The 26,517-nt window shown below is 70.5% G+C and carries 28 protein-coding genes and 1 pseudogene; 12 read left to right on the plus strand and 17 right to left on the minus strand.

Going from position 1 to position 26,517, the window contains the following annotated elements; translation table 11 throughout:
- Positions 1–130: 130 nt before the first annotated feature.
- The 6 genes and pseudogenes from AB5I40_RS11210 to AB5I40_RS11235 all read left to right on the plus strand — a co-directional run bounded on the left by AB5I40_RS11210 (position 131) and on the right by AB5I40_RS11235 (position 5,802).
- Positions 131–814 (plus strand): tRNA-dependent cyclodipeptide synthase, encoded by a 684-nt coding sequence (locus AB5I40_RS11210; protein WP_370938416.1) that lies wholly within the window; start codon positions 131–133, stop codon positions 812–814.
- A 137-nt stretch (positions 815–951) separates the two neighbouring features.
- Positions 952–1,947, plus strand: a pseudogene (locus AB5I40_RS11215) (cytosine permease); the annotation flags it as partial.
- 144 nt (positions 1,948–2,091) lie between these two features.
- Positions 2,092–2,493, plus strand: coding sequence for a rhodanese-like domain-containing protein (locus AB5I40_RS11220; protein ID WP_244223542.1), 402 nt, complete (start codon positions 2,092–2,094; stop codon positions 2,491–2,493).
- Between the two features lie 11 nt (positions 2,494–2,504).
- Positions 2,505–2,969 carry a thioredoxin family protein gene (locus tag AB5I40_RS11225; protein ID WP_370938417.1) on the plus strand — a complete coding sequence of 155 codons (465 nt, stop codon included), beginning with the start codon at positions 2,505–2,507 and terminating at the stop codon, positions 2,967–2,969.
- A 61-nt stretch (positions 2,970–3,030) separates the two neighbouring features.
- Positions 3,031–4,200, plus strand: a complete 1,170-nt coding sequence (locus AB5I40_RS11230) for a S8 family peptidase (RefSeq protein ID WP_370938418.1) — start codon at positions 3,031–3,033, stop codon at positions 4,198–4,200.
- Between the two features lie 441 nt (positions 4,201–4,641).
- Complete coding sequence (locus AB5I40_RS11235; RefSeq protein WP_370938419.1) at positions 4,642–5,802, plus strand: MFS transporter; 1,161 nt, start codon at positions 4,642–4,644, stop codon at positions 5,800–5,802.
- A gap of 9 nt (positions 5,803–5,811) precedes the next feature.
- Here the strand turns inward: AB5I40_RS11235 and AB5I40_RS11240 are convergent, their stop codons facing one another.
- Positions 5,812–6,876 (minus strand): TetR/AcrR family transcriptional regulator, encoded by a 1,065-nt coding sequence (locus AB5I40_RS11240; RefSeq protein WP_370938420.1) that lies wholly within the window; start codon positions 6,874–6,876, stop codon positions 5,812–5,814.
- 88 nt (positions 6,877–6,964) lie between these two features.
- Between AB5I40_RS11240 and AB5I40_RS11245 the strand changes: the two genes are divergently transcribed.
- The 4 genes from AB5I40_RS11245 to AB5I40_RS11260 all read left to right on the plus strand — a co-directional run bounded on the left by AB5I40_RS11245 (position 6,965) and on the right by AB5I40_RS11260 (position 10,700).
- A complete protein-coding gene (locus AB5I40_RS11245; protein WP_370938421.1) occupies positions 6,965–8,101 on the plus strand; it encodes a cytochrome P450 in 1,137 nt (378 codons plus the stop codon).
- Between the two features lie 87 nt (positions 8,102–8,188).
- The gene (locus AB5I40_RS11250) at positions 8,189–8,782 is read left to right on the plus strand and encodes an HdeD family acid-resistance protein (protein WP_370938422.1); all 594 of its coding nucleotides are present in this window, start codon (positions 8,189–8,191) and stop codon (positions 8,780–8,782) included.
- 45 nt (positions 8,783–8,827) lie between these two features.
- Positions 8,828–9,373, plus strand: coding sequence for a DUF6069 family protein (locus AB5I40_RS11255; protein ID WP_370938423.1), 546 nt, complete (start codon positions 8,828–8,830; stop codon positions 9,371–9,373).
- 94 nt (positions 9,374–9,467) lie between these two features.
- Positions 9,468–10,700, plus strand: a complete 1,233-nt coding sequence (locus AB5I40_RS11260) for a pentapeptide repeat-containing protein (RefSeq protein ID WP_370938424.1) — start codon at positions 9,468–9,470, stop codon at positions 10,698–10,700.
- On the opposite strand, the gene AB5I40_RS11265 is transcribed toward AB5I40_RS11260, so the two are convergent.
- From AB5I40_RS11265 to AB5I40_RS11310, 10 genes are all read right to left on the minus strand, one after another.
- Positions 10,697–11,488 (minus strand): hypothetical protein, encoded by a 792-nt coding sequence (locus AB5I40_RS11265; protein WP_370938425.1) that lies wholly within the window; start codon positions 11,486–11,488, stop codon positions 10,697–10,699. The genes AB5I40_RS11260 and AB5I40_RS11265 overlap by 4 nt on opposite strands.
- On the minus strand, positions 11,485–11,664 hold the full coding sequence (locus AB5I40_RS11270; protein WP_370938426.1) for a hypothetical protein: 180 nt from the start codon (positions 11,662–11,664) through the stop codon (positions 11,485–11,487). Before AB5I40_RS11270 ends, AB5I40_RS11265 begins: the two co-directional genes overlap by 4 nt.
- Before the next feature lie 20 nt (positions 11,665–11,684).
- Positions 11,685–13,139 carry an NADH-quinone oxidoreductase subunit C gene (locus AB5I40_RS11275; RefSeq protein WP_370938427.1) on the minus strand — a complete coding sequence of 485 codons (1,455 nt, stop codon included), beginning with the start codon at positions 13,137–13,139 and terminating at the stop codon, positions 11,685–11,687.
- Positions 13,136–14,599, minus strand: a complete 1,464-nt coding sequence (locus tag AB5I40_RS11280; protein ID WP_370938428.1) for a proton-conducting transporter membrane subunit — start codon at positions 14,597–14,599, stop codon at positions 13,136–13,138. Before AB5I40_RS11280 ends, AB5I40_RS11275 begins: the two co-directional genes overlap by 4 nt.
- Positions 14,599–15,237: a hypothetical protein gene (locus AB5I40_RS11285; protein WP_370938430.1), complete on the minus strand. Its 639-nt coding sequence runs from the start codon at positions 15,235–15,237 to the stop codon at positions 14,599–14,601. The genes AB5I40_RS11280 and AB5I40_RS11285 overlap by 1 nt, the downstream gene beginning before the upstream one ends.
- Positions 15,234–16,196, minus strand: coding sequence for a respiratory chain complex I subunit 1 family protein (locus tag AB5I40_RS11290; RefSeq protein ID WP_370938431.1), 963 nt, complete (start codon positions 16,194–16,196; stop codon positions 15,234–15,236). The genes AB5I40_RS11285 and AB5I40_RS11290 overlap by 4 nt, the downstream gene beginning before the upstream one ends.
- Positions 16,193–18,193 carry a proton-conducting transporter membrane subunit gene (locus AB5I40_RS11295; protein WP_370938433.1) on the minus strand — a complete coding sequence of 667 codons (2,001 nt, stop codon included), beginning with the start codon at positions 18,191–18,193 and terminating at the stop codon, positions 16,193–16,195. The genes AB5I40_RS11290 and AB5I40_RS11295 overlap by 4 nt, the downstream gene beginning before the upstream one ends.
- Positions 18,190–18,669, minus strand: coding sequence for an NADH-quinone oxidoreductase subunit B family protein (locus AB5I40_RS11300; RefSeq protein WP_370938434.1), 480 nt, complete (start codon positions 18,667–18,669; stop codon positions 18,190–18,192). The genes AB5I40_RS11295 and AB5I40_RS11300 overlap by 4 nt, the downstream gene beginning before the upstream one ends.
- Positions 18,670–18,702: 33 nt before the next feature.
- Positions 18,703–19,059: an ArsR/SmtB family transcription factor gene (locus tag AB5I40_RS11305; protein ID WP_370938435.1), complete on the minus strand. Its 357-nt coding sequence runs from the start codon at positions 19,057–19,059 to the stop codon at positions 18,703–18,705.
- Positions 19,060–19,261: 202 nt separating this feature from the next.
- Positions 19,262–20,116 carry an NAD(P)H-binding protein gene (locus tag AB5I40_RS11310; RefSeq protein WP_370938436.1) on the minus strand — a complete coding sequence of 285 codons (855 nt, stop codon included), beginning with the start codon at positions 20,114–20,116 and terminating at the stop codon, positions 19,262–19,264.
- Between the two features lie 87 nt (positions 20,117–20,203).
- On the opposite strand from AB5I40_RS11310, the gene AB5I40_RS11315 reads away from it, so the two are divergent.
- On the plus strand, positions 20,204–20,611 hold the full coding sequence (locus tag AB5I40_RS11315; RefSeq protein WP_370938437.1) for a winged helix-turn-helix transcriptional regulator: 408 nt from the start codon (positions 20,204–20,206) through the stop codon (positions 20,609–20,611).
- Positions 20,612–20,673: 62 nt separating this feature from the next.
- Here the strand turns inward: AB5I40_RS11315 and AB5I40_RS11320 are convergent, their stop codons facing one another.
- Together AB5I40_RS11320 and AB5I40_RS11325 are read right to left on the minus strand one after the other, a co-directional pair.
- Positions 20,674–21,828 carry an acyl-CoA dehydrogenase family protein gene (locus tag AB5I40_RS11320; protein ID WP_354744570.1) on the minus strand — a complete coding sequence of 385 codons (1,155 nt, stop codon included), beginning with the start codon at positions 21,826–21,828 and terminating at the stop codon, positions 20,674–20,676.
- Positions 21,829–21,848: 20 nt separating this feature from the next.
- Complete coding sequence (locus tag AB5I40_RS11325) at positions 21,849–22,700, minus strand: 3-hydroxybutyryl-CoA dehydrogenase (protein ID WP_370938438.1); 852 nt, start codon at positions 22,698–22,700, stop codon at positions 21,849–21,851.
- Positions 22,701–22,840: 140 nt separating this feature from the next.
- Here AB5I40_RS11325 and AB5I40_RS11330 point away from each other — a divergent pair, with 140 nt between their 5' ends.
- The gene (locus AB5I40_RS11330; RefSeq protein WP_370938439.1) at positions 22,841–23,509 is read left to right on the plus strand and encodes a TetR/AcrR family transcriptional regulator; all 669 of its coding nucleotides are present in this window, start codon (positions 22,841–22,843) and stop codon (positions 23,507–23,509) included.
- A 4-nt stretch (positions 23,510–23,513) separates the two neighbouring features.
- Here AB5I40_RS11330 and AB5I40_RS11335 read toward each other — a convergent pair whose 3' ends face one another.
- The 4 genes from AB5I40_RS11335 to AB5I40_RS11350 form a co-directional block, all read right to left on the minus strand.
- Positions 23,514–24,104: a YbaB/EbfC family nucleoid-associated protein gene (locus AB5I40_RS11335; protein ID WP_370938440.1), complete on the minus strand. Its 591-nt coding sequence runs from the start codon at positions 24,102–24,104 to the stop codon at positions 23,514–23,516.
- A gap of 1 nt (position 24,105) precedes the next feature.
- Positions 24,106–25,143 (minus strand): hypothetical protein, encoded by a 1,038-nt coding sequence (locus AB5I40_RS11340; protein WP_370938441.1) that lies wholly within the window; start codon positions 25,141–25,143, stop codon positions 24,106–24,108.
- 1 nt (position 25,144) lies between these two features.
- Positions 25,145–25,522 carry a hypothetical protein gene (locus AB5I40_RS11345; RefSeq protein WP_344279014.1) on the minus strand — a complete coding sequence of 126 codons (378 nt, stop codon included), beginning with the start codon at positions 25,520–25,522 and terminating at the stop codon, positions 25,145–25,147.
- A 121-nt stretch (positions 25,523–25,643) separates the two neighbouring features.
- Positions 25,644–26,468, minus strand: coding sequence for a DUF1295 domain-containing protein (locus tag AB5I40_RS11350; protein WP_370938442.1), 825 nt, complete (start codon positions 26,466–26,468; stop codon positions 25,644–25,646).
- Between the last annotated feature and the right edge of the window lie 49 nt (positions 26,469–26,517).

Below are 26,517 nucleotides of genomic sequence, written 5' to 3' on the forward strand. Positions count from 1 at the left end.
GCGCCCGTCCCGCGACGGCATAACCGGCAGGCATTACCCGCGCCGCCCGGATCCCGGCACAGTGAGCGCACCAGTCCCGCCCCGCCGGGAGAAAACGCGGAATCGAGACGAGAAAAGGTGGCGATTTCCCATGTTCGACGCGACTCCGCTGTCTTCCGGCTGCGCCCGCCTGTATCCGGACGTCCGGCACGCCTGTGTCGGGGTGAGCCCGTTCAACGGCTATTTCACCGCCGACCGGCTGACCCGGCTCGCCGCGTGGACGGCGGAGCACTTCGCCGAGTACTGCTTTTTCGTCCCGGACGAGGTCACCGCCTACACGCTCGAAGCGCTCGGATACCCGCCGGCCAGGGCGAAACAAAAAGCGCACCGGCAGTCCTGCCACGTGCACAACAAGATCGCCGCCGCGCTGCGCGCGCTGGACGTGCCCGAACCGGAGAGCCGGATCTTCGGCATGGCCCGGCTGCGCGAACTGCCGACCTATCGGCGGTTGCTGGCATCGGCGGAAAACCGCTTCGAAACCGACACCGCATTCCGTTCCGCCTGCTACGGCGCTTCCACGTGGGTGCTGCAGGGCCGGACCGGAAACGTGCCGGACGAGCGCGCGCTGCGGCTCGCGGTGCGCTACTTCCTCGCCGAACTCCCGTTGTTCGCCGGTTCCGGGCTGATCACCGGAAATCCGCGGTCGATGTTCGTCTACCACCAGCGGGTGCCGTTTCTCGAGAAGTTCTTCGACCGGGAATTCGCGTTCCGGCCCGAGCCGGGCCAGGGTTTCCTGGTCGTCGCCGAAGCCGCGCTGGAAGCGACCGGACGATGAGCGGCCGGCACGACGACTATTCGCTGACCCGCGTCCCGGACGCCGCCCGCCGGTCCTGGCCGTCGGTCGCGGTGCAGCGGTTCGGGCAGGTCTCCTCGTTCCAGCAGTTCATCGTCGGCGCGCTGCTCGGCTACGGCATGACGTTCTGGCACGCGGTGCTGGCCATCACGATCGGTTCGGTGCTGCTGGAGGTCATCACCGTGCTGCTCGGCATCGCCGGGGTGCGCGAAGGACTGTCCACGTCGGTGCTGGCGCGCTGGGCCGGGTTCGGGCGGAAGGGCTCCGCGCTGGTCGGCCTCTTGGTCGCGGTCAGCCTCGCGGGCTGGTTCGGCGTGCAGAACGGCGTGTTCGCGCACGGGATGCGCGCACTCGGCGGCGCGCTGCCGGAATGGGGCTGGGCGCTGGTCGGCGGAGCGGCGATCACCGTGATCACCGTCTACGGCTTCCGCCTGATGGCCTGGACCGCCTACCTGACCGTGCCCGCTTTCCTTGTGCTGGCCGGGTATTCGGTGCTGGACGCCCTGCACACGCACTCGCTGGCGGACTTGATTTCCGCTCCCCCGCCGGGACCGCCGCTGTCGCTCGGCGCGGCGACCACGCTGGTGTCCGGGGCGTTCATCCTCGGCGCGCTGATGACCCCGGACATGACGCGGTTCAACCGCACCCGCGGCGACGTGGTCAAGCAGACCGTGCTCAGCGTGACGCTCGGCGAGTACCTGATCGGGCTGATCGGCGTGCTGCTCGCGCACGCCGCCGCGACCTCGGACGTCGTCGGCATCGTCACCACCTCCTCAGGTCTGCTCGGCACGCTCGTGCTGGCCACCGCGATCCTCAAGATCAACGACTGGAACCTGTACTCCTCCTCGCTCGGCCTGGTCAACGTCGTGGACGTGCTGTTCGACCGGAAAGTCAGCCGGGTGCACGTGGTCCTGGTGCTAGGCGTGTTCGGCACCGCGGCCTCCGCGCTGGGGATCGCCGACCACTTCTCCGGGTTCCTGACCGCGGTCGGGGTGCTCGCCCCGCCGGTCGCCGGGGTGCTCATCGCGGAGTACTTCGTGCTTCGCCGGTGCCGTCCCGTTTTCGCCGCGCTGCGCCGCGGACGGGCGGTCGCCGGTCGCGACTGGGAACCGGCCGCGCTCGTCAGCTGGGCCCTCGGGACCGCTTTCGCGCTCGCCTTCGACTTCGGGATTCCCACGATCAACTCGGTGGTCGTGGCGTTCGTCTGTCACCTCGCGGCGGGTCTGCTGGCCCGCCGCCGGAACCCGGGAGGAACCGGCATGCTGCCGCTGATCGGCCGCGAAGAGCTGAAAACCGCGATGGACGAGGGCACGGTGATCGTCGTCGACACCATGCCGCCGGACTACTACGCCCGCGAACACCTTCCCGGCGCCCGCAACATCCCGGGCTTTCCCTACGAGCAGGCCGCGCGGTTCACCGACGAGCACGCGCCGAGGGTGGTCCCGGACAAGACCGCGGCGATCGTCGTCTACTGCGCCAACACCCCTTGCCGCAACAGCGAATTCGTCGGGGCCCGGCTGCTGGAACTCGGGTACGCCGACGTCCGCAAGTACCGCGAAGGAATCGAAGACTGGGTCGAAGCCGGCCATCCCACCGAAACCGGCCCCGCCCCCGAAGCCCCGGCGCGCCCGGCGCCGGTGCCGGTCAACCACCCCGAATAGAGGAGAAGAACATGGGAACCAGAATCCGGATGTTCGCGGCCGTCACGGCGATCGCGGCGGGAGTCCTCGGCGGCGCCGCGGCGACTCCGGCTAGCGCCGCCCCGGCGTCCTACGTTTCGCTGGCCCCGCAGGACGAGACCGTCATCGACGTCACCTCGGCCAACTACGACCAGGTGATGGAGATGTCCAAGACCAAGCCGGTGGTGCTGGACTTCTACGCCAGCTGGTGCGGTCCCTGTCAGAAGATGGCTCCCTACCTGGAGAAATACCACGCCGCCGACAACGGCAAGTGGATCTGGGCGAAGGTGGACCTGAGCGAGCAGGGCCAGAACAAGGACATCGCCGACAAGTACGGCATCGAGTACATCCCGACGCTGATCGACGTCGCCAGCGGTCAGGAGAAGGGCAGCCGGGTGGTCGGCTTCGACGAGGGCAGCGGCCCCGACGACCTGCGCACCTGGCTGAACGGTCTCTGACATCGACGGCCGCCGCCGAGGCTCCCCGAGGTCCCGGCGGCGGTCTCCTGAAGGGATAACCATGAAACGCACTCCGAAAGCCGTCGTGCTGGCGGCCCTGCTCACGGTCGCCGCCAGTGTGCTGCCCGCGACGGCCTTCGCTTCGCCGGACGACACCGCGGTGTACATCGTGCGGCTCAAGCCGATGGACAAAGACAAGGACAAGGTCACCGCCGCCGCGAACGCGCTGATCGCCAAGTACGGCGGCACGCTGCGCCGGGTCTACTACTCGGTCTCGCAGGCGTTTTCCCTTTCGCTGACCAAGGAACAGCACGACAAGTACCTCACCGACGCCGCGGTCACCACGGTCGGGGCCAACCAGGTCTACACCGCGGCCGGGACGCAAGACGACCCGCCTTCGTGGGGACAGGACCGGATCGACCAGGCGGACCTCCCGCTCGACGGCAGCTACACCTACCCGAACACCGCGGCCAATGTCCACGTTTACGTGCTCGACACCGGGGTGCGCACCAGCCACCACGACTTCGACGGCCGCGCGCACGCCGCGTACGACGCGGTCGATCCCGACAACGACCAAAGCGGCTCGGACTGCAACGGCCACGGCACGCAAGTCGCGGCCGCCATCGCGGGCCGCCACTTTGGCGTCGCGAAAGAAGCTTCGGTCGAGTCAGTGCGCACGCTCGGTTGCGACGGCACGGGCACGTCCGAGGAGATTCTGTCCGCTTTGGACTGGGTGAACCTCAACGCGCAACGTCCGGCCCTGCTGAACCTCAGCTTCGCCGGCCCCAGCGGCACGGTTCTCGACATCCAGCTCTACAAGATGACCCAGAACGGCCTCGCCTACACCGTCGCCGCGGGCAACGGTTCCGGCGGCGCCGGGGTGAACGCCTGCGACATCACGCCTGCCCGGCAGACCACCGGGATCACCGTGGGCGCCACCGATCAGGCCGACCACCGGGTGCCGTCGTCGAATTTCGGGAGCTGCGTGGACCTTTACGCGCCAGGCAAGGACATCCCGACGGCGGACAGCGCCGACGACTGCGCGTCCACCGTGGTCTCCGGGACGTCGATCGCTTCGGCGGAAGCCGCCGGGGTGGCCGCGATGTACCTCTCCGCGCATCCGGACGCCACGCCGGACCAGGTGGTCAAGGGCATGACTGATGCGGCTACGAAGGACAAGGTCGTCGATCCCGGCGAGGGATCGCACAACCTGCTGCTGCACACCGCATAGCAGGTCGCGGCCGGGCCACCCCGCGCCGGACGGCACGGCCCGGCCGCACCGCACACTCCGCAACGGCAGGACCGGCGCCGTCAGCGACGGATCGCACAACCCGTTGCGGCACAACGCGCGCGGCCGGGCCGGGCATCACGACGCCAAGCACGTACGGTCCGGCCGCACTCCGCGACAGCATGACCGCCGCGGGCCGCCAAACCCGCTGCCCAATCCGTTACCGCTCACCACCCAACCCGCCCGGCCGAGCCGCCAAAACCACTGCCAACCCGATACCGCTCACCACCCAACCCACGCAGCCAGGCCACCAAACCCACTGCCCAACCCGATACCGCTCACCACCCAACCCACGCAGCCAGGCCACCAAACCCACTGCCCAACCCGTTACCGCTCACCCCCCAACCCGCGCGGCCGGGCCGCCACGATCCCAAGGACCCCGCCATGGACGTCACGGCACCGCCCGGCCGCACCGCGCTCCCCCTCCCCGCCCTGCTGGCCCTCGCCGCCTCGGTGTTCCTCGGCTGCCTGACCGAAATCGTCCCGGCCGGGATCCTGCTCCCCGCCGCGGCCGACCTCGGCGTGTCCCCCGCCGCCGCGGGACAGCTGGTGACGGTGTACGCGATCACCACCGCGCTCACCGCGCTGCCGCTGACCGCGGCGTCGGCCCGGATGCCCCGCCGCAAACTCCTGCTCCTGCTGGTCGCCGGGTTCGTGGCGACCAACCTGGCGATCGCGCTGTCCCCGTGGTTCGCGCTGGTGCTCGCGGCGCGGGTGGCCTCTGGGGCGCTCACCGGGATCCTGTGGTCCCTCGTGGCGAACTACGCCATGCGCCTCGTGCCCGCGGAGCGCGCCGGCCGCGCGCTCGCCGTCGCGATGGCGGGCACGCCGGTCGGTTTCGCGCTCGGCGTTCCGGCCGGCGCCGCCCTCGGCGAACTCGTCGGCTGGCGCTGGGTGTTCGCCGGAATGACCCTCGTCGCGGTGCCGCTGCTGTGGTGGATCGTGGCGGCGGTTCCGCCGCTGTCCGGCGAGGAACCGGGTGCCCGGACGAGTCTCCGCGCGGTGCTGCGCACGCCGGGGCTGCGCCCGCTATTGCTGCTGGTGATCGCGTTTTCCTTGGCGCACAACATGTTCTACACCTATCTCGGACCATTCTACGCCGGTCGTGGACATCTCGTACTGTTGAGCGCCGGACTGTTGCTGTTCGGTGCCGCCACGGTGGCCGGGCTGTGGCTGGTCGGCCTCGTCCTCGACCGCCATCCCCGCGCCGTACTCATGTGCTGCGCCGCCAGCATCGCCTGCTGTTTCGGAATACTGGTCTTCGGCGGCCGCGAACCGGTGCTGCTGCTCGCCGCGTGTGCGTTGTGGGGCTTGGCTTTCGGCGGTGCGCCGACGTCGTTCCAAGCGGTCACCGCGGTCCTGGCCGGACGCCGCGCCGACATCGCGCAGTCGCTGACCATCGCCAGCTGGAACGGAGCCGTCGCGGGCGGCGCGCTGATCGGCGGCGTCCTGCTAGGCACAGCACCCGACGCACTGCCCTGGACGGCCATCGCACTGATGGTCGTGCCGGTTTTCCTTTCCCGTTTCGTTCTCCGGACACGGTGAAAACGTCGGTCAACTTTCGGATCCGGCAGGCACGGAGCTGGTAGCGGCGGCGTGGCAGGCACCGAAACCCTCGGCGCGCAGCAGAATGTGTCCATTGTGGACCCGAATCGCGGTCTCGGTCGCGTCGCTCACCGCCGAAACCCCTGCCGCGGCAGCCACCGCACCGGCTTCGTCCACGATCACGCGCACGTTCGGCCACGCCGATTCCGGACACGAGCGCTTCAGCAGTCCGCGCAGATCCGCCAGCACCAGATTGGCCAGCGGCACCAACTCCCCCGGTTGACCGGTCACCACCACGAGCGTGACCTCGCCCGCCGCGCGCAGGGCTTCCTCCACCGCGGACAGCCGGTGCAGCCCGATCACCGCGACCACTCCGTCGCCGTCGATCCGCGCCGGACGCTCTCGCAAGGCGTCGAAAACCTCCGGCGGAGACCAGATTTCCCCGGCCGCCCTCGATTGCGGCACGATCGGCGGCTCCGGCCAGGTGTCGCTCAGCTCCAGCGCAGGCAACGCTTCGCACGCGCGCACGACGTTGAACGGCTCGCCGAAACCGGGTGCCGCGGCCGCGAGCTGACTCGCGCCGTGCAGCATCGTCAGTGCCGCTTCCGCCACCCGCACCAACCTGCCCGACGACGGCGAAAGCCGTTCCAGCACCATGCCGAGGACGATCGCGTCGAAGCGCAGCAACTGCGCGTACGGCCGGTGGGTGAGTTCGTCGGCGAGGATTTCCGGCAGCAGATCGACGCCGAGGCGCGCGTCCGGGTCGGTGGCGAGCGGCAGCCGCGCGACCCACGCGCGGGCGAACGCGCCGAGTGCTTCGGCGGGCGTGAGGCCGGGATCCGGCTCCGGCGGCTGGGCGGCGAACCGCTCCGCTTCGGCCGCGAGCACGGCGAAATAGAGCGCGCGTTTGCCGGGGAAGTTGGAGTAGACCGCGCCGCGGGTCAGCTCGGCGCGCTCGGCGATCACGTCGATCTTGGCGTCGCGGAACCCGCGCTCGGTGAACTCGTCGCGGGCGGCGGCCAGCACCTTCGCCCGGTTGCGCTCCTGCGTCTGCGCCCTGGTCAGCCGCGCCATCGTGAGTCCTCCCGGTCCGCTTCCTTGCCAAGATACCGCCACCATTCATATGATGAGATCATCTGAATTGCCCATCTGGAGGTTCTCGGTGTCCCCCGTTCCCGAACTCGACCTGACCGATCCGGCCGTCACGAGCGACCCGTTCACGACCTGCGGCGCCGCCCGCGAGCAGGGCCCGCTCGCCAAGCTGACCGGCCCCGGCATCCCGCCGATGTGGGTCCTGACGCGGCACGCCGAAGCCCGCGCGATGCTCACCGACCAGCGGTTCGCCTTGAGCGAGGCCAGCTACCAGCGTCCGGACGTGCCTGAGCACTGCCGTCCTTACCTGCGCACCATGCAGGAAATGGAAGGAGCCGAGCACGCCCGGCTGCGCAGGCTGGCCACGCCCGCCTTTGCCGCCCGTCGCGCGCTGGATTTCCGTCCGGAGATCGAGAAAATCGTCGCCCGATATCTGGGCGCGCTGCCCGCGGAAGGCCCGGTCGACCTGCTGACCGACTTCGCCCAGCCGCTGCCGATGGAGGTCATCTGCGCGCTCGTCGGCGTGCCGGAGGCGCAGCGGCCGCGCTGGCACGAGTACGGCGCGGCGGTCGTCCAGGTGTCCGGCGACGAATTCGCCACCGCCGTGCCCGGCATCATCGACAGTTCGCGGACGTTGGTCGCGCATCCGGACAGCGCGATGCTGGCGCATCTGACGAATGCGGGACTGACGGAAACGGAAGCCGTCGCGCTCGTCTGGCAGCTCGTCTTGGCCGGGCAGACGCCGGCCAATTTCATCGCCAATTCCGTGGAAACCCTGCTGGCGCACCCGGATCAGCTCGAACTGCTGCGCACGGAACCGGAACTGTGGCCGGGCGCGGTCGAGGAATTGATGCGCTGGTGCGGTTCGCAGCTGCTGACGATTCCCCGGCGGGCCACCGAAGATCTGGACTTGTGCGGCGTGCGGATCCGCGAGGGCGAGCCGGTGACCGCGTCGATCGCGGCGGCGAACCGGGACCCGCGCGTCTTCGCCGATCCGGACCGCTTCGACGTGCGCCGCTCGGCAGGCGCGCACCTCGGTTTCGCGCACGGGCCGCATTTCTGCCTCGGCGCGTCGTTCGCGCGGGTGCAGGCGGAGGTGGCGCTGACCGCGTTGCTCGACCGGTTCGCCGGACTGCGTGTCCTCGACGCGAAGCGGGTACCCGACCCGGGAACGTGGCGGCTGGCCGGATTGACCGTGGACTGGTAACGCCCTCGATCGGGTGAGGTCCCGGCGACGCCGCCCAGCTCCGGCTACCGTTTCGCCAGGTCAGCACGACACCCCGGGAGGCAATCCATGTCCACGCCCATTCCGCCCGTCCTCGGCTTCGCGGTGCTCGACCCGCGGCGCGCGTGGCCGCTCGTGCTCACCCGCGGGATCCTGGGCGTCCTGTTCGGCGTGCTGGCGCTGGTGTGGCCGGGGATCACCGTGCTGGCGCTGGCTTTCCTGTTCGGGATCTACGTGCTGATCGACGCGGTCGGCGCGATCATGCAGGCGTTCCGGCCGGGCGACGGCGCGCACCGGATCGCGTACGCGCTGCTCGGTGTGCTGGGCCTGGTCGCCGGGATCATGACGCTGGTGTGGCCCGGGGTGACCGTGCTGGTGCTGGCGACGCTCGTCGGGGCGTGGGCGGTGGTCACCGGGATCATGGAAATCGTCGCCGCGATCCGGCTGCGCAAGCAGATCACCGGCGAAGCGTTTCTGATCGTGGCGGGCGCGCTTTCGGTGATCGCCGGGGTGCTCGTGCTGTTCCACCCGATCGCGGGCGCGTTCGGCGTCGCCCTGCTGATCGGGATTTACGCGGTGATTTACGGGGTAACCCTCGTGGTCCTGTCATTCCGGTTGCGTTCGCTGGCGAAATCCGCCGATCCGGCGGAACAGCCTCAGTAGGGCGACAATCGACAGCGACCGCTTGTGCGAGGGAAGGACTGCCCGATGGTTCAGCAGTACCCCGGCAATTACGGGGAGGACACCCGGCCAGGCATCGACGCGGCGAGGCTGTGGGCGGGCGGTGTGGCCACCGCGGTAGTCGCGGCGCTCGTGGCGGTGGTGGGCCTGCTGATCGCGCGAGGCATCTTCGACGTGCCCGTCCTCGCGCCTAAGGGCGACGGCCTGTGGGGCAAGGCGAGCACGCCGACGTACGCGATCTCCGCCGCCGCTGTCGCGCTGCTGGCGACAGGCTTGATGCACTTGCTGAGCGTGGCGACCCCTGCGCCGGGCCAGTTCTTCGGCTGGATCATGGTGCTGGTCACGGCCATCGCGGTGGTCCTGCCGCTCACCCTGACGGTGGGCATGGAGGCGAAGATCGCCACGGCGGCGATCAACCTGGTGATCGGGCTGGTGATCGCTTCGTTGGTGAGCAGCATGGCGGCCAGTGCGCGGACGTTGCACCGGAGGAAGCGGAGCAGCCGGGCGGAGCAGCAGCCGCCGCCTCCTACGCGGCAGTGGCCGGAGGGGCCGACCACGTATTACGACCGCTGAGTCGTTCCGGGGTCTCGCGAACCATCCGGACGGCGGAGCGGGTTCCACCCCGATTGCCGCTTTCTTCCGCCGGCTGAAGGCTGATCATGGAGGAATGGCCGGCCCTGTCCCGAACGACTCCCGCACCGACGGCGTCCTCTCCAGCCGGACGATCCTGGTCTGCGCGGTGGCAGTGGCCGCGGTCGCGGCGGGCGCGTGCTGGATTCTCTTCGCCTGGTACGGGCACGGCACCGAAGCGGACCGCATCCGGCTGGACGGCATCCGGACCGTGGGCACGATCGTGGTCGGCACCGGCGGTGCGCTGGCGCTCCTGCTCGCCGCTCGTCGTCAGCAAACCGCCGAACGAGACCTCGCGACCAAACGCGCGGAATTGCGCTTGCGCGAGCAGGCGAACGACGACGCCCGCCACGACGCGACCGAACGGCGGATCAACGAGCTTTATCTCAAGGTCGTCGAGCAACTCGGAGCCGGAAAGGCTCCGGTGCGGCTGGCCGGACTGTACGCGCTCGACCGCTTGGCCCAGGAAAACCCGCGGCTGCGCCCGACGATCGCCAACGTGCTGAGCGCCTATCTGCGGATGCCGTACGACCTTCCGGTCGACAGCGCCGACCCGCAACCGCGACAGGAACGCGAGGTCCGGCTCACCGCGCAACGGCTGCTGGTCCAGCACCTCATTCCCGATACCCCGCAGGAACTGTTCTGGAGCGGCGTGGAACTCGATCTTTCGGGTGCCGTGTTGTTCGACTTCACTTTGAACAGCGCCGCGTTGCACAACGCCCGCTTCGCCGGCGCCCGGTTCATCGGCGACGCCTGGTTTCACGAGGTCACGTTCACCGGCACGACTCGCTTCGACGACGCTGTCTTCGAGAACGACGCCTGGTTCGTCCGAGCCACCTTCTCCGGCAGCGCCGATCTCGGGCACACCGTCTTCCGTGGCGAAGCACGCTTCGAGGACACCGAATTTGTCGGGACCATCATGTTCCGCCACGCGAAATTCGAGCAAGCCGCGCGATTCGACCATGCGCTCCTCCGCGGGGTCGCCCGTTTCAGCGGTGCGGAATTCGAACGCAGCGCGAGGTTCGACGGTGCCGGTTTCATGACCGCACCGGTGTTCGACGACGAGGCCGCGACCCAGAGCGCGTACTTCGACCGCGCCCGGTTCGGGAAGGAGGCGTGGTTCGACCAGGTGAGCTTCACGAACTACACCACCTTCGAAAACGCCAACTTCGACGGCCACATCGGCTTCGACGGCACCACCCTCAACGGCGCGCCCTACCGGCCCCCGCAACTCCAGTCCGACCGGCTCAGTCTCGAGGACACCGTCTAACGCTTCCGAGGAGGCCGCAACGCCTCCTCGATCGCGTCGGACACCCGCGCCGCCAAATCCGGATCCGACAGTTCCGGCAGCAGCCGATCCACCGGCGTCAGCGTCGTCAACGCGTGCGCGCACGCCCGGTGCACGTCCAGCTGGTACAGCGGATCGTTCACCGGCCGCGCGACCAGCCCCCGCCGGGCCGCGGCGAACAGTCCGGCCAGCGGCAGCAGACCCGCGCTTCGATCCGGCGCCACCGGCAGCGACCCGCCGAGGCCTCCCTCCGCGTCGACCACCACAGTCGCGTTTCGCGCGACCTCGGCCAGCGGATACCCGGCCGCGTCGGCACGCCGCCAGGCCACGACCTCCCCCACCCCGGACGCGACCAGCAGCGGCACCAGCAACGGCATCGTGTCCGAGCCCGCCACCACCACTTTCGCGGCGAACGGCGCGACGCGCAGCCGGCGCGACCGGATCAGCACCGCGGCGGCCAGCGCGATGCTCGAGGTTTCCTCCTCGGTGATCACCGGCACTCCGCCGCCCGCGGCGATGTCCCGTTGCGCCGCACGGGCTTTCGCCGGATCCGTCCCGGTCAGGTACACCGCTTCGACGTCGCTCGGCAACGACCGCAGCGCGGCCGACAACTCGCCCGCGTTCCGCGACCGCACCGCGAACGCCGACGCGGGCACTCCGGTGTGCTCCCGGATCGCCTCCGCGTCGGCGCGCAGCAGCGCCAGCGACGGCTCCGGCTCGTCCGGAGCGCTGTCCCCGACCACCGCCAGCCCGGCCCGCAGCCCGTTCACCGGCCGGTCTCGCCCGCGTCCGGGCCGTCGAGGTCGACTCCGTTGTGCCGTGCGATTTCCCGCAGCTCCGCCAGTCGCGCGCGGTGGCTGTCGGCCTCGTCCTCTCCCGCAGTCTCCAGCGCCTGGCGCGCCGCCGCGATGCCCCGCTTCAGTTCCCGCACGAATTCACTCGGCATGCCGCCTCCGGTTGATGGCTTCACAGGTCGTTGCCCGCGTACGAGAGGTTGAAACTCTTGTTGGCGAGCGGGAAATCCGGGACGATCGTGTCCACGAGGGCCACCGGCAGCGCGGGCCAGTTGAAGAAGCTCGGGTCGACGGCTTTGACGCGGCGCAGCACTCCGCAGGAGAGTTCGACGCGGTGCACGATCGTGCCGCGCCAGCCCTCGGCCACCCCGGCCCCGGACCCCGAACCGGCGGGATCCGGTGTCTCCGACCGGCTGCCCAGCGATCCGGTCAGCCGCTCCACGAGCGCCGCCGAATGGCTGATTTCCTCTGCCCGCACCAGGAACCGGGACAGGACGTCGCCGTCGGTCCGCGAATGCCGCACCGGTTCGCCGAGGTCGAGGAACGGGTGCTCGTATCGCGCGTCTCTCCGGAGGCCGCTCGCCCGCGCGACGTACCCGAGCGTCCCGAGGTCCGCCGCCTGCCGCGGCGAAAGCACCGCCGTGCCCGCGAATCGGTCGCGGACCACGGAATGGTCGAGCGCCAGCGCGGCGATCTCCCCGGCTTCGGCGGCCAGTGCCCGCACTTTCGCGGTGTCCGGCAGCCGGGCGAGCCGGGCCCCGCCGAGCCGGACGCCACCGCGCAGGAGCCGATGTCCGGTGACTTCTTCGTTGTGCCGCAACAGCTTCTCCCGCACCGTCTGCGCGTGCGAGTTCAGCACCGAGTGCCCGACGTCGTTGCACAGCGCGCCGAGATCGGCCACGTGGTTGTGGATCCGTTCCAGCTCCAGCAGAACCGCCCTGACCCGCGCGGCGTCCGCGGACACCGCCCGGCCCTGCGCGTCTTCCACGGCGAGGCAATAGGCCAGTGCGTGCCCGACCGCGGTGTCGCCGCTGATCCGTTCGGCCAGCTCGATCCCGGCGTCGGGCGTCCGGCCGGCGAACAGCGCTTCCAGTCCCTTGTGGACGAACCACAGCCGGGCCTTGAGGTTCAGGATCGTCTCGCCCGAAACGGAAAACCGGAAGTGGCCCGGTTCGATCAGCCCGGCGTGCACCGGCCCGACCGGGATCTCCGACACCCCGGCCCCTTCCACCGCGCGGAACGGATACGGCCCGGCGACCTCGCCGAACTCCGGCGGCGCACCGGCCCCGGCCCGCATCGGGTACCAGCCGCGCGGCCAGTGGAAATGCCGGACCAGCCGGCGCGGCAGCGGGTGGTCTTCGGGCACGATGCCGAACAGGTCCCGCATCTCGCGCTCGAACCGGCCCGCCGGGAACGACAACCGGGCCAGGCTCGGCAGCCTCGGGTCGGCTGCCGGGAGCCGCACGTGCACTTCGGCCCGGCGGTCGCCTCCGGCCAGGAACAGATACACCGCGCGCAGCCGGTCGCCGTCGTCGTGCCCGGACACAAGTGCGACGCGGAAACCCTCTGCCAGCAACGATTCCGCCGCCGCGGGCAGCTCCGCAGGAGCCAATTCCCGTACGTTCACGAGCCCCCTCCCCCGGCGAGCGCCGCCGCGTGCAGCAACGACGCCAGCGGACCGGTCCAGAACCCGAGCACCGCCGCGGCGACAAGCGGGACCGCCAGCGCGAGCCGCGTCGCCCGCGGCACCGCCACCGGGGCACGCGCCGCACCGGGGCCGCCGGGCGGTTCGCCCAGCAGCATCCGCGTCGTGTGCCCGGCCAGCGCCGCCGCGACCACCAGCACCAGGACCAGCACGATCGCCGTCGCCCAGCCGAGACCGCCGGCGAAACCGGCGCGGGCGAGCCCCAGTTCGCTCGCGAACAGGCTGAACGGCGGCATCCCGGCCAGCGCCAGCACCCCGGCGCCGAGACAGCCGGCGAGCACCGGCCCGCGCGCGGCGAGCCCGCGCACCCGGTCGATCCGGCTCGTGCCGGTCCCCTGCGCGACCCGGCCCGCGCCCAGGAACAGCACCGCCTTGACCAGGCCGTGGCCGAGCACGTGCACCAGCACCGCCGCCGTCGCGACCGGACCGCCGACCGCCGCGCCGAACGACACCAGCCCGAGGTGCTCGATGCTGGAATAGGCCAGCATCCGCTTGTAATCGCGTTGCGCGAGCAGCAAAGTCGCGGCCACGAGGAGCGACGCGAGCGCCATCACGGTCAGCAGGCCGCGGGCGAACCCGGCGCCGAGCGCGGCGTCGGCGACCACCTTCACCCGGAGCACGGCGTAGAACGCGACGGCGAGCAGCACCCCGGACATCAACGCCGAAACCGGCGCGGGTGCCTGCGAATGGGCGTCCGGGAGCCAGGCGTGCAATGGAGCCAGCCCCGCCTTCGCCCCGAATCCGAGCACCAGCAGGGTGACCGCGATCCGGGTGACGCCGCTGTCGAGGCCGCCCGCTCCGGCAGCGAGGCCGGCCAGGTCGAGGCCGCCCCCGGCGTGTCCGGACGCGTATCCGAGCAGCAGCGTGCCCAGCAGCGCCAGCGCGAGCCCGGCCGAGCAGATCACCACGTACTTCCACGCCGCCTCGACCGCGGTCCGGGTGCGGCTCTGGCCGACGAGGAACGCGGTCACGACCGTCGTCGCTTCGATCGACACCCACAGCAGGCCGAGGTTGGCGGCGAGGACGGCGAGCGTCATCGCGGCGAGGAACAGGTGGACCAGCAGGCCGTGCCTGGCCGCCGTGCGCGCGGTCGCGCGGCCCGCCGCCCGTTCGGCCGCGAAATGCCCCGGCGTCGCCAGCGTCGCCGGAACCGCGACCGCGCTGATCACCACCAGCAGGAACGCCGACAACGCGTCGGCCCGAAGCAGCCCGCCCAGCGCGGTGACCGGACCGGTCCGCACCACTGTCGTGGCCAGCGCGATCGCCGCCGCGAGGCTCACGAGCGCGCTCGCCGCGCCGGCCCACAGCATTCCGCGCCGCCACGCGGGCACCAGGAATCCCAGCGCCGTCACCGCGGGCACCGCCAAGACCAGGATCGCCATCAGTCCCGCAACTCCCGCAGCTCGCCGAGGTCCGTGCCGCCGAAGAGCTGCCGCATCCGGCCGGACAGGATCTGGAGCACGAGGACCGCCAGCAGCACGTCCAGCGACACCCCGATTTCCACGAGCAGCCCCGGATCCGCGCCGAGCAGCAGGCCGGTCGCGGTGATCCCGTTGTCCAGCACGAGGAATCCGACGAGCTGGGACACCGCCCGCCGCCGGGTCACCAGCACGAAGAACCCGATCAGGACCACGGTCAGGCCGACCGGCGCGGCCGCCGAGGCCGGAGAAGGATCGAGTTCCACGAGCGGACGCGACACGGCGTATGCGACGAGTGCCAGCAAGGCGGCCGACAGCAGGGAAGCCGTCACGTTCACGACCGGACGCGTCTCGCGCCGGTCAGGGCCCTGGCGCGCGGTCATTCGCCGGACCAGCCACGGGAGGACACCGGCGCGCAGGATCAGCAGCCCCGCCGCGGTCAGTCCGGCCTCGACCGAGCCCGCGAGCACCGCGGCCATGCCCGCCAGCGCGCAGCCCTGCACCGCGAGCACCCGCACCAGCACCGAAAGCTCGCGCCGCCACAGCACCAGCACCGCGGTCAGCAGGAACACCCCGCAGACCAGGTAGAGCAGTTCGGTCACGACACCCCTCCCGGCAGGACGAAGGACGCCGCCACCGCCAGCAGCGCGAGCAGGAACGAGCCCGCCAGCAGCTCCGGAACCCGGAACAGCCGCAGCTTCGCGAAGAACACCTCGGCCGCCGCGAGCACCGCGCCCAGCAGGCCGGCCTTCGCCGCGAACGCCGCGGCACCGACGAGCAGCGCGGGCAGCGACGCCGACGTCGCGATCCCCCACGGCACGAACAGGTTGGCCAGCAGGCCGAGGAACACCGTCAGCCGCATCGAGGACGCGAGTTCGACCAGCGCGAGGTCCGGCCCGGCGTACTCCAGCACCATCGCCTCGTGCACCATCGTCAGCTCGAGGTGCGTCGCCGGGTTGTCGACCGGCAGCCGCCCGGTCTCCGCGACCGCCACGATCGCCAGCGCGACCGCGGCCAGCAGGCTCACCGGCGATCCGACCCGCGCCGGATCGTCCACTGTGGACGAGACGATCGCGGCGAGATCGGTGCTGCCCGCCCGCGCGGACAGCGCCAGGATCGCGACCAGCAGCGTCGGCTCGACCAGCGCGATGACGGTGATCTCCCGGCTCGCGCCCATCCCGCCGAACGCGGTGCCGGTGTCGAGGGCGGCGAGCGCGAGCGCGACCGTGCCGAGCGCCAGCAGCGCGACCACCGCGAAGAGGTCGGCCACCGGCGGCAGCGCCGACGCCGTGGTGACGAACGGGGCCGCGAACGCGACGAGCAGCGTCGTCGCCATCAGCAGGACCGGCGCGGTCCGGAAGACCTGGCCAGTGCCCCGCGGCGTCAGCGATTCCTTGCGCCGCAACAGTTTCCGGAGGTCACGCCACGGCTGGAGAACTCCGGGGCCCGCGCGTCCCTCCAGCCGGGCCCGGACCTGCCGCATCAGGCCGGTCAGCACCGGCGCCCCGGCGACCACGAGCACTGTCTGCACGACCGCTCCGGCGGCGGCGAACCCGGTCATCGCGTCACCGCCAGCAGGATCAGCGCGAAAACCACCGCGGAGAAGCCGTAGCCGAGGTATCGGTGCACGCTGCCGGTGGCCAGCCGCCGCCCGGTGCGGCCCCACGTCGCTATCGCGGCGAGGACCGGCCGGTACAGCACTCGCTCGATCCGGTCCGGCACCTCTCGGCGGTAAGCGACCTGGCGCACGAGGTAGCGCGCTTCGTCGTAATGGCCGACGTCCACATCGGTCTCCGGGCGCACCACATTGTCGAAAACCCGTTGCAGCGGTTCAGCGAACGACGTCGCGGTGTACTCCGCCCTGGCCGTCGCAGGACCGCCGCCGCAGTCCCAGAGCCGTGCTTCCCGGCGCGCCCGGTTCGACGCGAGCATCCGCACCGCCGCGACCACGAACAGCGCGCCGCCGAGCAGGCCGCCGGTGATCAGCAGCGGCGAAACCGTGCCCGCGACACCGTTCAGCCGCACGGTGAGCAGGTCGCGCGCGGCCGGATCGCCGAAGCCCGCCGCCGCGCCGATCGCGGGCAACACCAGCGTCGGGAACAGCGCGGGCACCACGCACGCGACCGCCGCGAGGCCCATGCCGACGAGCATCGACGCCGGGCTTTCGTGCGCTCGTTCCGCGGCGGCGCCGCGCGGTTTCGCGAGGAAGCCGATGCCGAACGCCTTGACGAACGTCGCCACCGCAAGGCCCGCGGTGAGCGCGACAGCGGCCATCGTGAGCGGCATCGCGACCGCGGTGACCACTCCTGCCGCCGGGAGACCGTGCACCAAAGCCTGCAGCAGCAACCATTCGGACACGAAAGCCGTGCCGGGCGGCAACGCCGAGGCGGCCAGCGCGCCGAGCCCGAACAGGCCAGTGGTCCAGGGCATCCGGGTGCGCAGGCCGCCGAGCGCGTCAAGGTCGCCGGTGCCGGTCGCGTGGACGACCGATCCGGCGGCGAGGAACAACAGCGTCTTGAACGCGGCGTGCCCCACGGTGTGCAGCAACGCCGCGGCCAGCGCCAGCCCCGCCGCGACGCGGGCGCCGGAGGACGCGAGCAGCCCGGCCGCCCCGATCCCGGCGAAGACCAGCCCGAGGTTCTCCGTGGTCGAATATCCCAGCAGCCGCTTGAGATCCGACGCCATCACCGCCTGGAGGATCCCGTACCCCGCCGAGCCGGCGCCCAGCGCGAGCACGACGACCCACCACCAGCGCGGGCCGCCGCCGAGGAGGTCGAACCCGACGCGGAGCACGCCGTACGCGCCGAGGTTGACCATCGCCGCCGACATCAGCGCGGACACGTGGCTCGGCGCCTCCGGATGCGCGCGCGGGAGCCAGGCGTGCAGCGGCACGATCCCGGCCTTCGAACCGAACCCGGCCAGTACGAGCAGGAAGATCGCACTCGCCGCGGCCGGCGGCGGAGAAGCGGCGCGCAACGCCGCGAAACTGTCGCCGCCCGCGAGCGCGGCGAACCAGAGCAGTCCGATGAGGACAGTCACGAACCCGAGGTGCGTCATGACCGCGTACCACCGGCCCGCCGACGCGACCGCGGGCCGCAGCCGGTGCTCGGCCAGCAGCAGCACCAGCGACGTGACCGCCATCAGCTCCCAGCACACCAGGAAGGCGCCGACCGAGGCCGCCGCGGGCACGAAAAGCATCGCCACCACGAACAGCGGCTGCACGGCCTGCACTGTGCGGGCGCGCAGCCCGTTTCGCGCGTAACCGATGCCGTACAGCCCCGCCGCGATCGCCACTCCGCCGGTGACAGCCGTGAACAGCCCGCCCATCCGGTCCAGATCGAGGGAAAACCCGGACAACGGCAGCAGCCAAGGCAAACTGGCGTGCGCGGTCTGCCCGGCGAGCGCCGCCGCGCCCGCCACGACCCCGGCCGCACCCGCGAGCATCGTGCCGATTCCGGACACGAGCGTCCGTGCCTTGGCGGGCGTCACGAGGCTCACCAGCGCTGCCGCCGTCCCGCTCGCCACCGCCGTCCCGAGCCCTGTCGCCGCGAGGTTCACCGGCCCGTCAGCTTTCGCACCGCCTCGACGATCGCCTCGGGCCTCGGCGGGCAGCCAGGCACTTCGAGGTCGACCGGCACGACGTCGCGCACCGGGCCGGTCACGCCGTAAGCACCGGCGAACACGCCGCAGTTCCGCGCGCAGTCCCCGATCGCCACGACCGTCCGCGGCCGCGGCACGGCCTCGTACGTGCGCTTCAACGGCTCCGTCATGTTGCGCGTGACCGGTCCGGTGACCAGCAGCCCGTCCGCGTGCCGCGGCGACGCGACCAGCCGCGCGCCGTACCGTTCCGCGTCGTAGACCGCGCCGAACGCCGCACCGATCTCGATCTCGCAGCCGTTGCACGATCCCGCGTCCACGTGCCGCAACTGGACCGAACCGCCCAGCTCACGCGCCCGCGGCAACGGCTCCGGCCGAGGCGGCGCGGGTTCGGCGGCCCGCCCGGTCCGGCGGATCGCGCGCCACAGTCTCAGCACCGCGCACCTCCGGCGCGCCAGGTCCCGCGCACCTCAGCGCTCCGCGGGCCGCGCGCTGCCGGCCTGCGCGGTACGCAGGTCGTCGAGCAGTTCGACCTGCCCGGACAGCACGCCGGTGAGAATTTCGCGCGCCACCGCCATCAGCTCCGCGACCTGCGGGCTGATCAGCGAGTAGTAGACGCTCGACCCTTCCTTGCGCGTGGTGACCAGCCCCATCCGGCGCAGGACCGCCAGCTGCTGCGACAGGTTCGCCGGTTCGATCCCGACCTCGGGCAGCATCTCCGCGACGGCGTGCTCGCGCTGGGACAGCAGCTCCAGCACCCGGATCCGGGCCGGATGGCCGAGCGTCTTGAAGAACTCGGCTTTGAGCTGGTAGAGCGGCTTGCTCACGGGCGCCTCCTTCGGTCCGGACCCGCCCGCGGGCGAGCTGGAAGGGTTCAGCAATTGCGAATATTAGCAATTGCTGAACCCGCGCCGCAGCAGGGTGCGACCGGGCTTGCGGACCCCGGACCGCGACGCCCGCCGGACCGGCCTCGTCGATCCCGCGGCCGCGCGCCGCCGCGGATCGCCCTCGGCGCACGCGGCCCTTGCCTCAGCGCCCCGCCGGAGCGAACTCGGCCGCGTGATCGGCCACCCACTGGGCGAAAGTCCGCGCCGGAACCCCGGTGACGTCCTCCACCGTCGTCGTCGGCCGGTCAGGTTCGCGACCGGCCAAGCGAGCGAACGCGTCGAGCATGGCGTCCGCGTACTTCGCCGGAATCCGCTCGAGCAGGAGTTCGCGCGCGACCTCCCGGGGCACCTCCTCCCAGCGGGTCTCGCGGCCGATCACCTCCCCGATCACCCGGACCTGCTCGACCTGCGTGAGCGCCGCAGCACCGGTGAGGTCGTACTTCGCGCCGACATGCCCGTCGGAAGTCAGCGCGGTCACGGCGACCGCCGCCATGTCGGCCTCGTGGATGAGCGTCGAGTACACCGAGCCGTACGCCCCGCGAACGACACCGTTCTCGCGAATCTGCGACGCCCAGCCGAGCGTGTTGGTCGCGAAGCCGTGGGGTTGAAGGAACGTCCACTCCAGACTCGTGCGCTCGATCGCCTTCTCCACCGCGCGATGGACCTGACTGATCGCGTCGTCCGAGTCATTGCGCGCCGCAGCCGACGACAACAGCACCAACCGCCGCGCACTTCCGGCGATCGTGTCCGCGATCTCTTGAGCCGGATCGCCGGAAATCAACGGCCACATCAAGAATACCGAGTCCACGCCCCGCAATGCGGCACGCAGACTGTCCACATCAGACAGATCGCCGGGAACGACCTCAACGCCGCTGGGCGGATTGGCTTGTTCCGGCCGCCGAGCCAACGCGCGCGCCGGAAGACCGCGCTCGGTCAACTGAACAACCACCTGACGGCCGACGTTGCCGGTAGCGCCGATCACCAGAGTCTTGGACACGGGAGTACCTCCTCGTAGGGCAGTGAGGCTCACCGTAGGTTTTGGGCTATCTTTTCGTAAGTACGAACCGCGAGGTAAGCTCCCGGCATGGGAGTAGGCATCGAGGCAGGACGCCGAGCCGCCGCGGACCCGGGTGACGCATTCAACAGCGACTGCCCCGGCCGGGACGTGCTCAACCACGTGTGCAGCCGCTGGGGAACGCTGATCCTGCTCTCGCTGCGCGACCGGCCGGCGCGCTTCTACGAACTGCGCGACACGATCGGCGGGATCAGCGAGAAGATGCTCTCGCAGAACCTGCGCATCCTCACCCGGGATGGATTGATCCACCGCGCGGTTGAGCCCGCTACGCCGCCGAAGGTGACGTACTCGCTCACCGAGCTTGGGCAGGAGTTGGCGACGCCGCTGCAGGGACTGTTGGATTGGGTTGGTGCGCGGACGGTTGATGTGGTGAAGGCGCAGCGGCGGCATGATCGGCAGCACAAGGCTGGGTCCTGATCCGCCAGACGCGAAAACGGCACCGCCGATCTCGACGGTGCCGCTTCCCCAAACCGGAAACCTCAGCCCTTCAACAGCTGCCGAGCCATCACCAGCCGCTGGATCTGGTTCGTGCCCTCGTAGATCTGGGTGATCTTCGCGTCCCGCATCATCCGCTCCAGCGGGAAGTCCCGCGTGTACCCATAACCACCCAGCAACTGGACCGCATCCGTAGTCACGCTCATCGCCACGTCCGACGCGTGGCACTTCGCCGCCGCGCCGAAGAACGACAGGTCAGCGTCACCGCGTTCGGACTTCGCGGCCGCGGTGTACACCATCTGGCGCGCCGTCTCCACTGCCATCGCCATGTCCGCCAGCATGAACTGGATGCCCTGGAAATCCGCGATGTGCTTGCCGAACTGCTTGCGCTCCTTGACGTACGCCAGCGCGTGGTCCAGCGCGCCCTGGGCAATCCCGACGGCCTGCGCGGCGATCGTCACGCGGGTGTGGTCAAGCGTCCGCAGGGCGATCTTCAGGCCCTGGCCCGGCTCGCCGACCATTCGGTCGCCGGGGATGCGCACCTGGTCGAACAGCAGCTCACGCGTCGGCGAGCCCTTGACACCCAGTTTCTTTTCCTTGGCACCGAAAGAAAAGCCAGCGTCGGACTTTTCCACCACGAACGCGCTCACGTTGGCGCCGCGGCGGCCGTCCGGGTCGGTTACCGCCAGAACCGTGTAGTACTCCGACACACCGGCGTTGGTGATCCACGACTTCTGTCCATTAAGGATCCAGTCATCGCCGGAAGGGGTGGCGCGGCAACGCATCGAGGCGGTGTCGGAACCTGCGTCGCGTTCGGACAGTCCATACGAGAATCCGGCCTCGCCCGAGGCCAGCGGCGGCAGGTACTTCGCCTTGACGTCCTCGTTCGCGGCCAGGATCAGCGGCAGGCTGCCGAGTTTGTTCACCGCGGGAATGAGCGAGGACGACGCGCACACTCGCGCCACTTCCTCGATCACGATGCAGGTGGCCAGCGCGTCGGCACCGGCGCCGCCGTACTGCTCCGGCACGTGCGGGGCGTGGAAGTCCGACGCGACCAGTGCGTCGTAGGACGCCTTGGGGAATTCCTCGCGCTCGTCGGCCTCCGCGGCGTGCGGGGCGATCTGCTCTTCGGCGACCGCGCGGACGGCCTCGCGGATCGCTTCGTGGTCTTCGTTGATTTTGAACAGGTCGAAGCTCATCGGGATCTCCTCGCCGGAACTCAGTAGGTGTAGAAGCCGCGGCCGGTCTTGCGGCCCAGCAGGCCCGCGTCGACCATCCGGGCCAGCAGCGGCGGCGGCGCGTACAGCGACTCCTTGAACTCCTCGTACAGCGATTCCGCGACCGCCTTCGTGGTGTCGAGCCCGATCAGGTCGGCCAGTGCGAGCGGGCCCTGCGGGTGCGCGGCGCCGCGCACGAGGCCCTCGTCGATCGCTTCCTTCGTCGCGAAGCCCGACTCCAGCATGCGCACGGCGGCGAGGATGAACGGGATCAGCAGCGCGTTCACCACGAACCCGGCGCGGTCCTGGCACAGGATCGCGTGCTTGCCCAGCGTCTCCTCGGCGAACTTCCGCGCGCGGTCGGTGGTCTCGTCGCCGGTGAGCAGGCTCGGCACCAGCTCGACCAGCGGCAACACCGGGACCGGGTTGAAGAAGTGGATGCCGAGCACCTGCGCCGGCCGCTGGGTCGCGGTGCCGAGCTTCATGATCGGGATCGAGGACGTGTTGGACGCCAGCACCGCGTCCGGCGCGGTGACGATCTTGTCCAGCTTCCCGAACAGCTCCGCCTTGACCGCTTCGTTCTCCACGATCGCCTCGACGACGAGCGTGCGGTCGGCCAGGTCGTCGAGGTCCTCGGTGATCCGGATCCGCTCCAGCACGTCGGCCGCGGACGCGATCTTCCCCTTGCGCTCGGCCCTGGCCAGCGAAGCCTCGAGCCGCGCCCGGCCCGCGTCGGCGGCCGCCCGGCTCGATTCGACCGCCACGACGTCCAGCCCGGCCCGGGCGCACACCTCGGCGATCCCCGCCCCCATCTGGCCGCAGCCGACCACGCCGACGAGCTCCACGTGCCTCACCCATCCCTCCGGTACTTGGTTTCATGATGACGGTACTCAGTACCGACGAGTAGGCCAGGGCGGGGTGGTCCACCTCACCCTGCTCGCCCGGGCCGGCAGGCGATTAGGCTGGCCGCAGCGTGCGTGCGAAAGGTGGCCCGATGCCCGAGAAACCGGCCAAGCAACGGCTGACCGAGGCCGCGTTCGCGCTGTTCGAGGAGCGCGGCTACGACCAGACGACGGTCGACGACATCACCGACCGCGCGGGCGTCGGGCGCAGCACGTTCTTCCGTGCGTTCCGGTCCAAAGAGGACGTCATTTTCCCTGACCACGAGGTGCTGCTGAGCGCGATCGAAGCCCGGCTGGCCGGTTCCGACCCGCGCACCGCGACCGTCGCGGTCACCGAGGCGTCGCGGCTGGTGCTGCGGCACTACGTCGCCGAGGGCGATCTGGCGCTGGCGCGGTACCGCCTCACCCGCAGCGTGCCCGCGCTGCGCGCCCGGGAAATCGCCGGCACGCGGCAGTATCAGCGGCTTTTCCAGGAATTCGTCCACCGCTGGATGGGCGGCGGCGAGGAAACCGCACTGCGCGCCGAACTCATGGCGGCGGCTGTGGTGACGGCGCACAACCACGTCCTCCGCCGATGGCTGCGCGGGCAGACGACGGACCCGGAAGCGGCCTTCGACGCCGCGATGGCGGACACGGTCGCGCTGTTCGGCAACACCGGCGAGACCGAGACGACGGTCGTCGCTTTCCGCACCGGCAAAGACCTTTCCGCGGTCCTGCCGGGGTTGCGCAAGCTGCTCGGCGACGAGGGCACGCTCAACTGAGCGGCTACCAGGCCTCGTCGAACCGCACGCCGGCCTCGTACCAGTCCTCGTCGCTCACCGGGCGTTCCGGTTCCGCCGGTTGCTCGGGGTCGGCGGTGCGGTTGCGGAGATAGTCGCCCTCGCCCGTCGCCGCGGAGGCGCCACCCGCTGCTTGCCGAGGCCCGGGAGCAGCCTGTGTCGAGGAAGGTTTCCCTGACCCAACAACGGGTTTCGGCTGGACCGGCACCGCAGCCGGTGTCGCTTCGACCGGCGGAACAGGCCGAGCAGACCGCCGAGGAGCAGCGGGCGGAGTGGCGGGGGCAACGTCCGGAGTGAACCCCGCCCGCCACTTCAGCCGGTCCATCACGTACCCGCGCGTGCCGAGCGGAGCCAGCAACGACGCCGTCTCGTGCGCCGATTGCCGCTGCGCTTCGGCGTACGTGTGCAGCACCAGCGCGGCCAACTCCTCCGGCGGCAAATTCCGCACTGCGGCAGAGAGTTTCAGTCCAGTGAGGACACCGTCGGTGTTCACCGTGGCCGCGACCGCGTTGTCGGCCGAGGACGCCTCGACCGACAACGCGGACAGTGCCTGGATCAGTTCTTCCGGGCCGGACACATCAGTCCATTGTGGACGGCGACAGCGGCTGTGACACCGAACCGTCCGGCGCGATGTCGACGTTCCGGTCCCGGACCTTCTTCTCGGTGTCCTTCGGGGTGTTGGAAGTCTCGAAGTTGGACGGGTCGAACGAGTCGCCGGGGCTCACGTCGGCGGGCTTCGGGATGTCGGGCAAACCGTCGGCCTTCTCGCGGATCTTGTCCGCCAGCCGTCCGGTCGACTGGTCCATTCCCGAGCGGATCTTCTCGACGTTGTCGAGGAAACTCTCGAAGATTTCCTTCGCGGACTCCCCTTCGACCCGCGCCGAGGCCTCCGCCACGACCTCGGACAGCCCCGCGCCGGCACCGGCCACCGCGGCCTGCGTTCCCGCCGCGGCGAGGCTCAGCCCGGCGCCCGCGGCAGCCGGGGTCGCGACCGCGGCGAGCATCCCGACCAGTGCCGCGGTGAAGGCCGTCGTCATCACCTTGGACAGCGAGATCTCGCCCTCCTTGGCCTTGTCCTTCTGGTACTTCTCCGCGGCGTCCTTGAACGACTTGCCCAGCGTGTTGAGGTCGTCCCGCGCGCCCCACACGCTGTCGCGGCCAGCGACGACGCCACTCTCCAGCACAGAGATCTCAGTGGCCATCTGGTCGTATGTCTCCGACAGCCGGTCGAGATACGTCTTGACGTCCTCGGCCGCCTCGCCGCGCCACGAGCCCATCAGTTCCTTCGCCCGGCGCAGCTCCGTCATCGAGCCGCGGCCGAGGTTCTGCCAGATGTGCTCGTAGGAGTTGATCAACGCCTGCAGACCGGAGCCGGTGTCCTTGAGGTCGGCCTCGGAGAACTCGCGGAAGATGCTCGTGACCTCGTCCTGATAGGACTCGTACAGGCCGTCCATCATCTGGAACAGCATGAACTCCGCGTAGCGCAACGCCAGCACGCCGTCGAGCGCGTCGTTCGCACCTTGCTGCAGGTCCTCGCAGATGCCTTCGAGCAGCTGCTCGCGCGGGCGCTCGTCCGAACCGCCGCTCAGCCCGAAGTAGTTTTCCTGGTCGCTCACGTCAGAGCCCCTCCCCTGCCGCGTTGCGCACGCCCATCCGCGCTTCCCCGTCGGCGCTCTCGTACAGGTCGGCCACGCGCGCGAGCGCGACGCTCGCCTGCTGCGTGGTGAAAGCGAGCTTCGCCAGCGCTTCCTCGACCTTCGAGCGGTGGTACTCGTACGCCGCCGCGACCTGGCGCATGCCGAGCGACCCGCCGAACGCCGTCGTCGGGCCGCCGCCGAACGGGTTGAACCCGCCGAAGATGCCCTGTGGTCCGGTCGCCTCGGGCATGTCCAGCCCGCGCACGCCGTCGCGCGCGGTCTCCGCCGCGTGCCCGGCGTCCTCGACGAACCCGCTCGCCTTGCGCAGATCCTTCACGTCGGTCTCGAAACCGATCATGGGTCCACCCCCAGTCGTATGAACCGTCACCCTACTGAGCGAACGGTATCCTTCCGACTCATCGGACATGACGCCGGTTCACGGCATTGACGTGACCACCGCCACATTCCGGACGTACCGGCTATCCCTCGCGCACGGGCTCGGACGCCGCGCGGCGCGGAAACCACGGCACGATCGGCGAAACGCGCCGCTGGTAGTCCGCGTACTCCGGATAGCGGCCGAGGGTGATGCTCTCGGTGAAGATCGTCGAGCCGATGAACAGAGCGGTCAGCAGGACCGCGCCGGCGATCGTCCAGGTGACCGCGCCCGCCGCGGAGACCCCGAACAGGAACACGAGCCACCACTGCGCTTGTTCGAAGAAGAAGTTGGGGTGGCGGGAAAAGCGGAAGAGCCCGGTCTGCGCGAACCGCGGGTCCGGGGTGCGCCCGGCGGCCGTCTCGCGCTTCTTCCCTTGATGGAAGTTCCACTGCTGCTGATCCGCGACGGTTTCGCCGACCAGACAGCCCACGAACGCGACGGCCAGCACGATGTCGACGGCGCCCAACGGAGTCTGATGGTCGAGCGCGGTCCACGCGGGCAGCGTGATGAGCAGCAGGATCACGTTCTGGTAGAGCGTGATGAAGAAGAGGTTGAACAGCTGGAACTGCCACGGAGCCATCCGGCCGCGCAGCACCGCCCAGCGGTAGTCCTCGCCGCCGCGGGCGTAGCCGCCCTTGCGGCCGTAGTTGAACGTCAGCCGCGCGCCCCACAGGAACACGAGCGCGAACAGCAGGTTGAGCCTGGCGTCCGCGAACCCCGCGTGACCGGCGAAGATCCCGGCGTAGGCCACCGGGACGGCCGACCAGATCCGGTCCACCCAGGAGTACTCCCTGGTGAGCACCGACAACAGCCAGCAGCCGGCGCACACGCCCGCGAAAACCCAGAGGCACACCTGGAACGCGTTCATGACCGCGACTGTACTGCCGGAATCGCCCGCGCGACGCCGGTAGAATCCG

The organism is Amycolatopsis sp. cg13, assembly GCF_041346965.1.
Lineage (GTDB): Bacteria > Actinomycetota > Actinomycetes > Mycobacteriales > Pseudonocardiaceae > Amycolatopsis.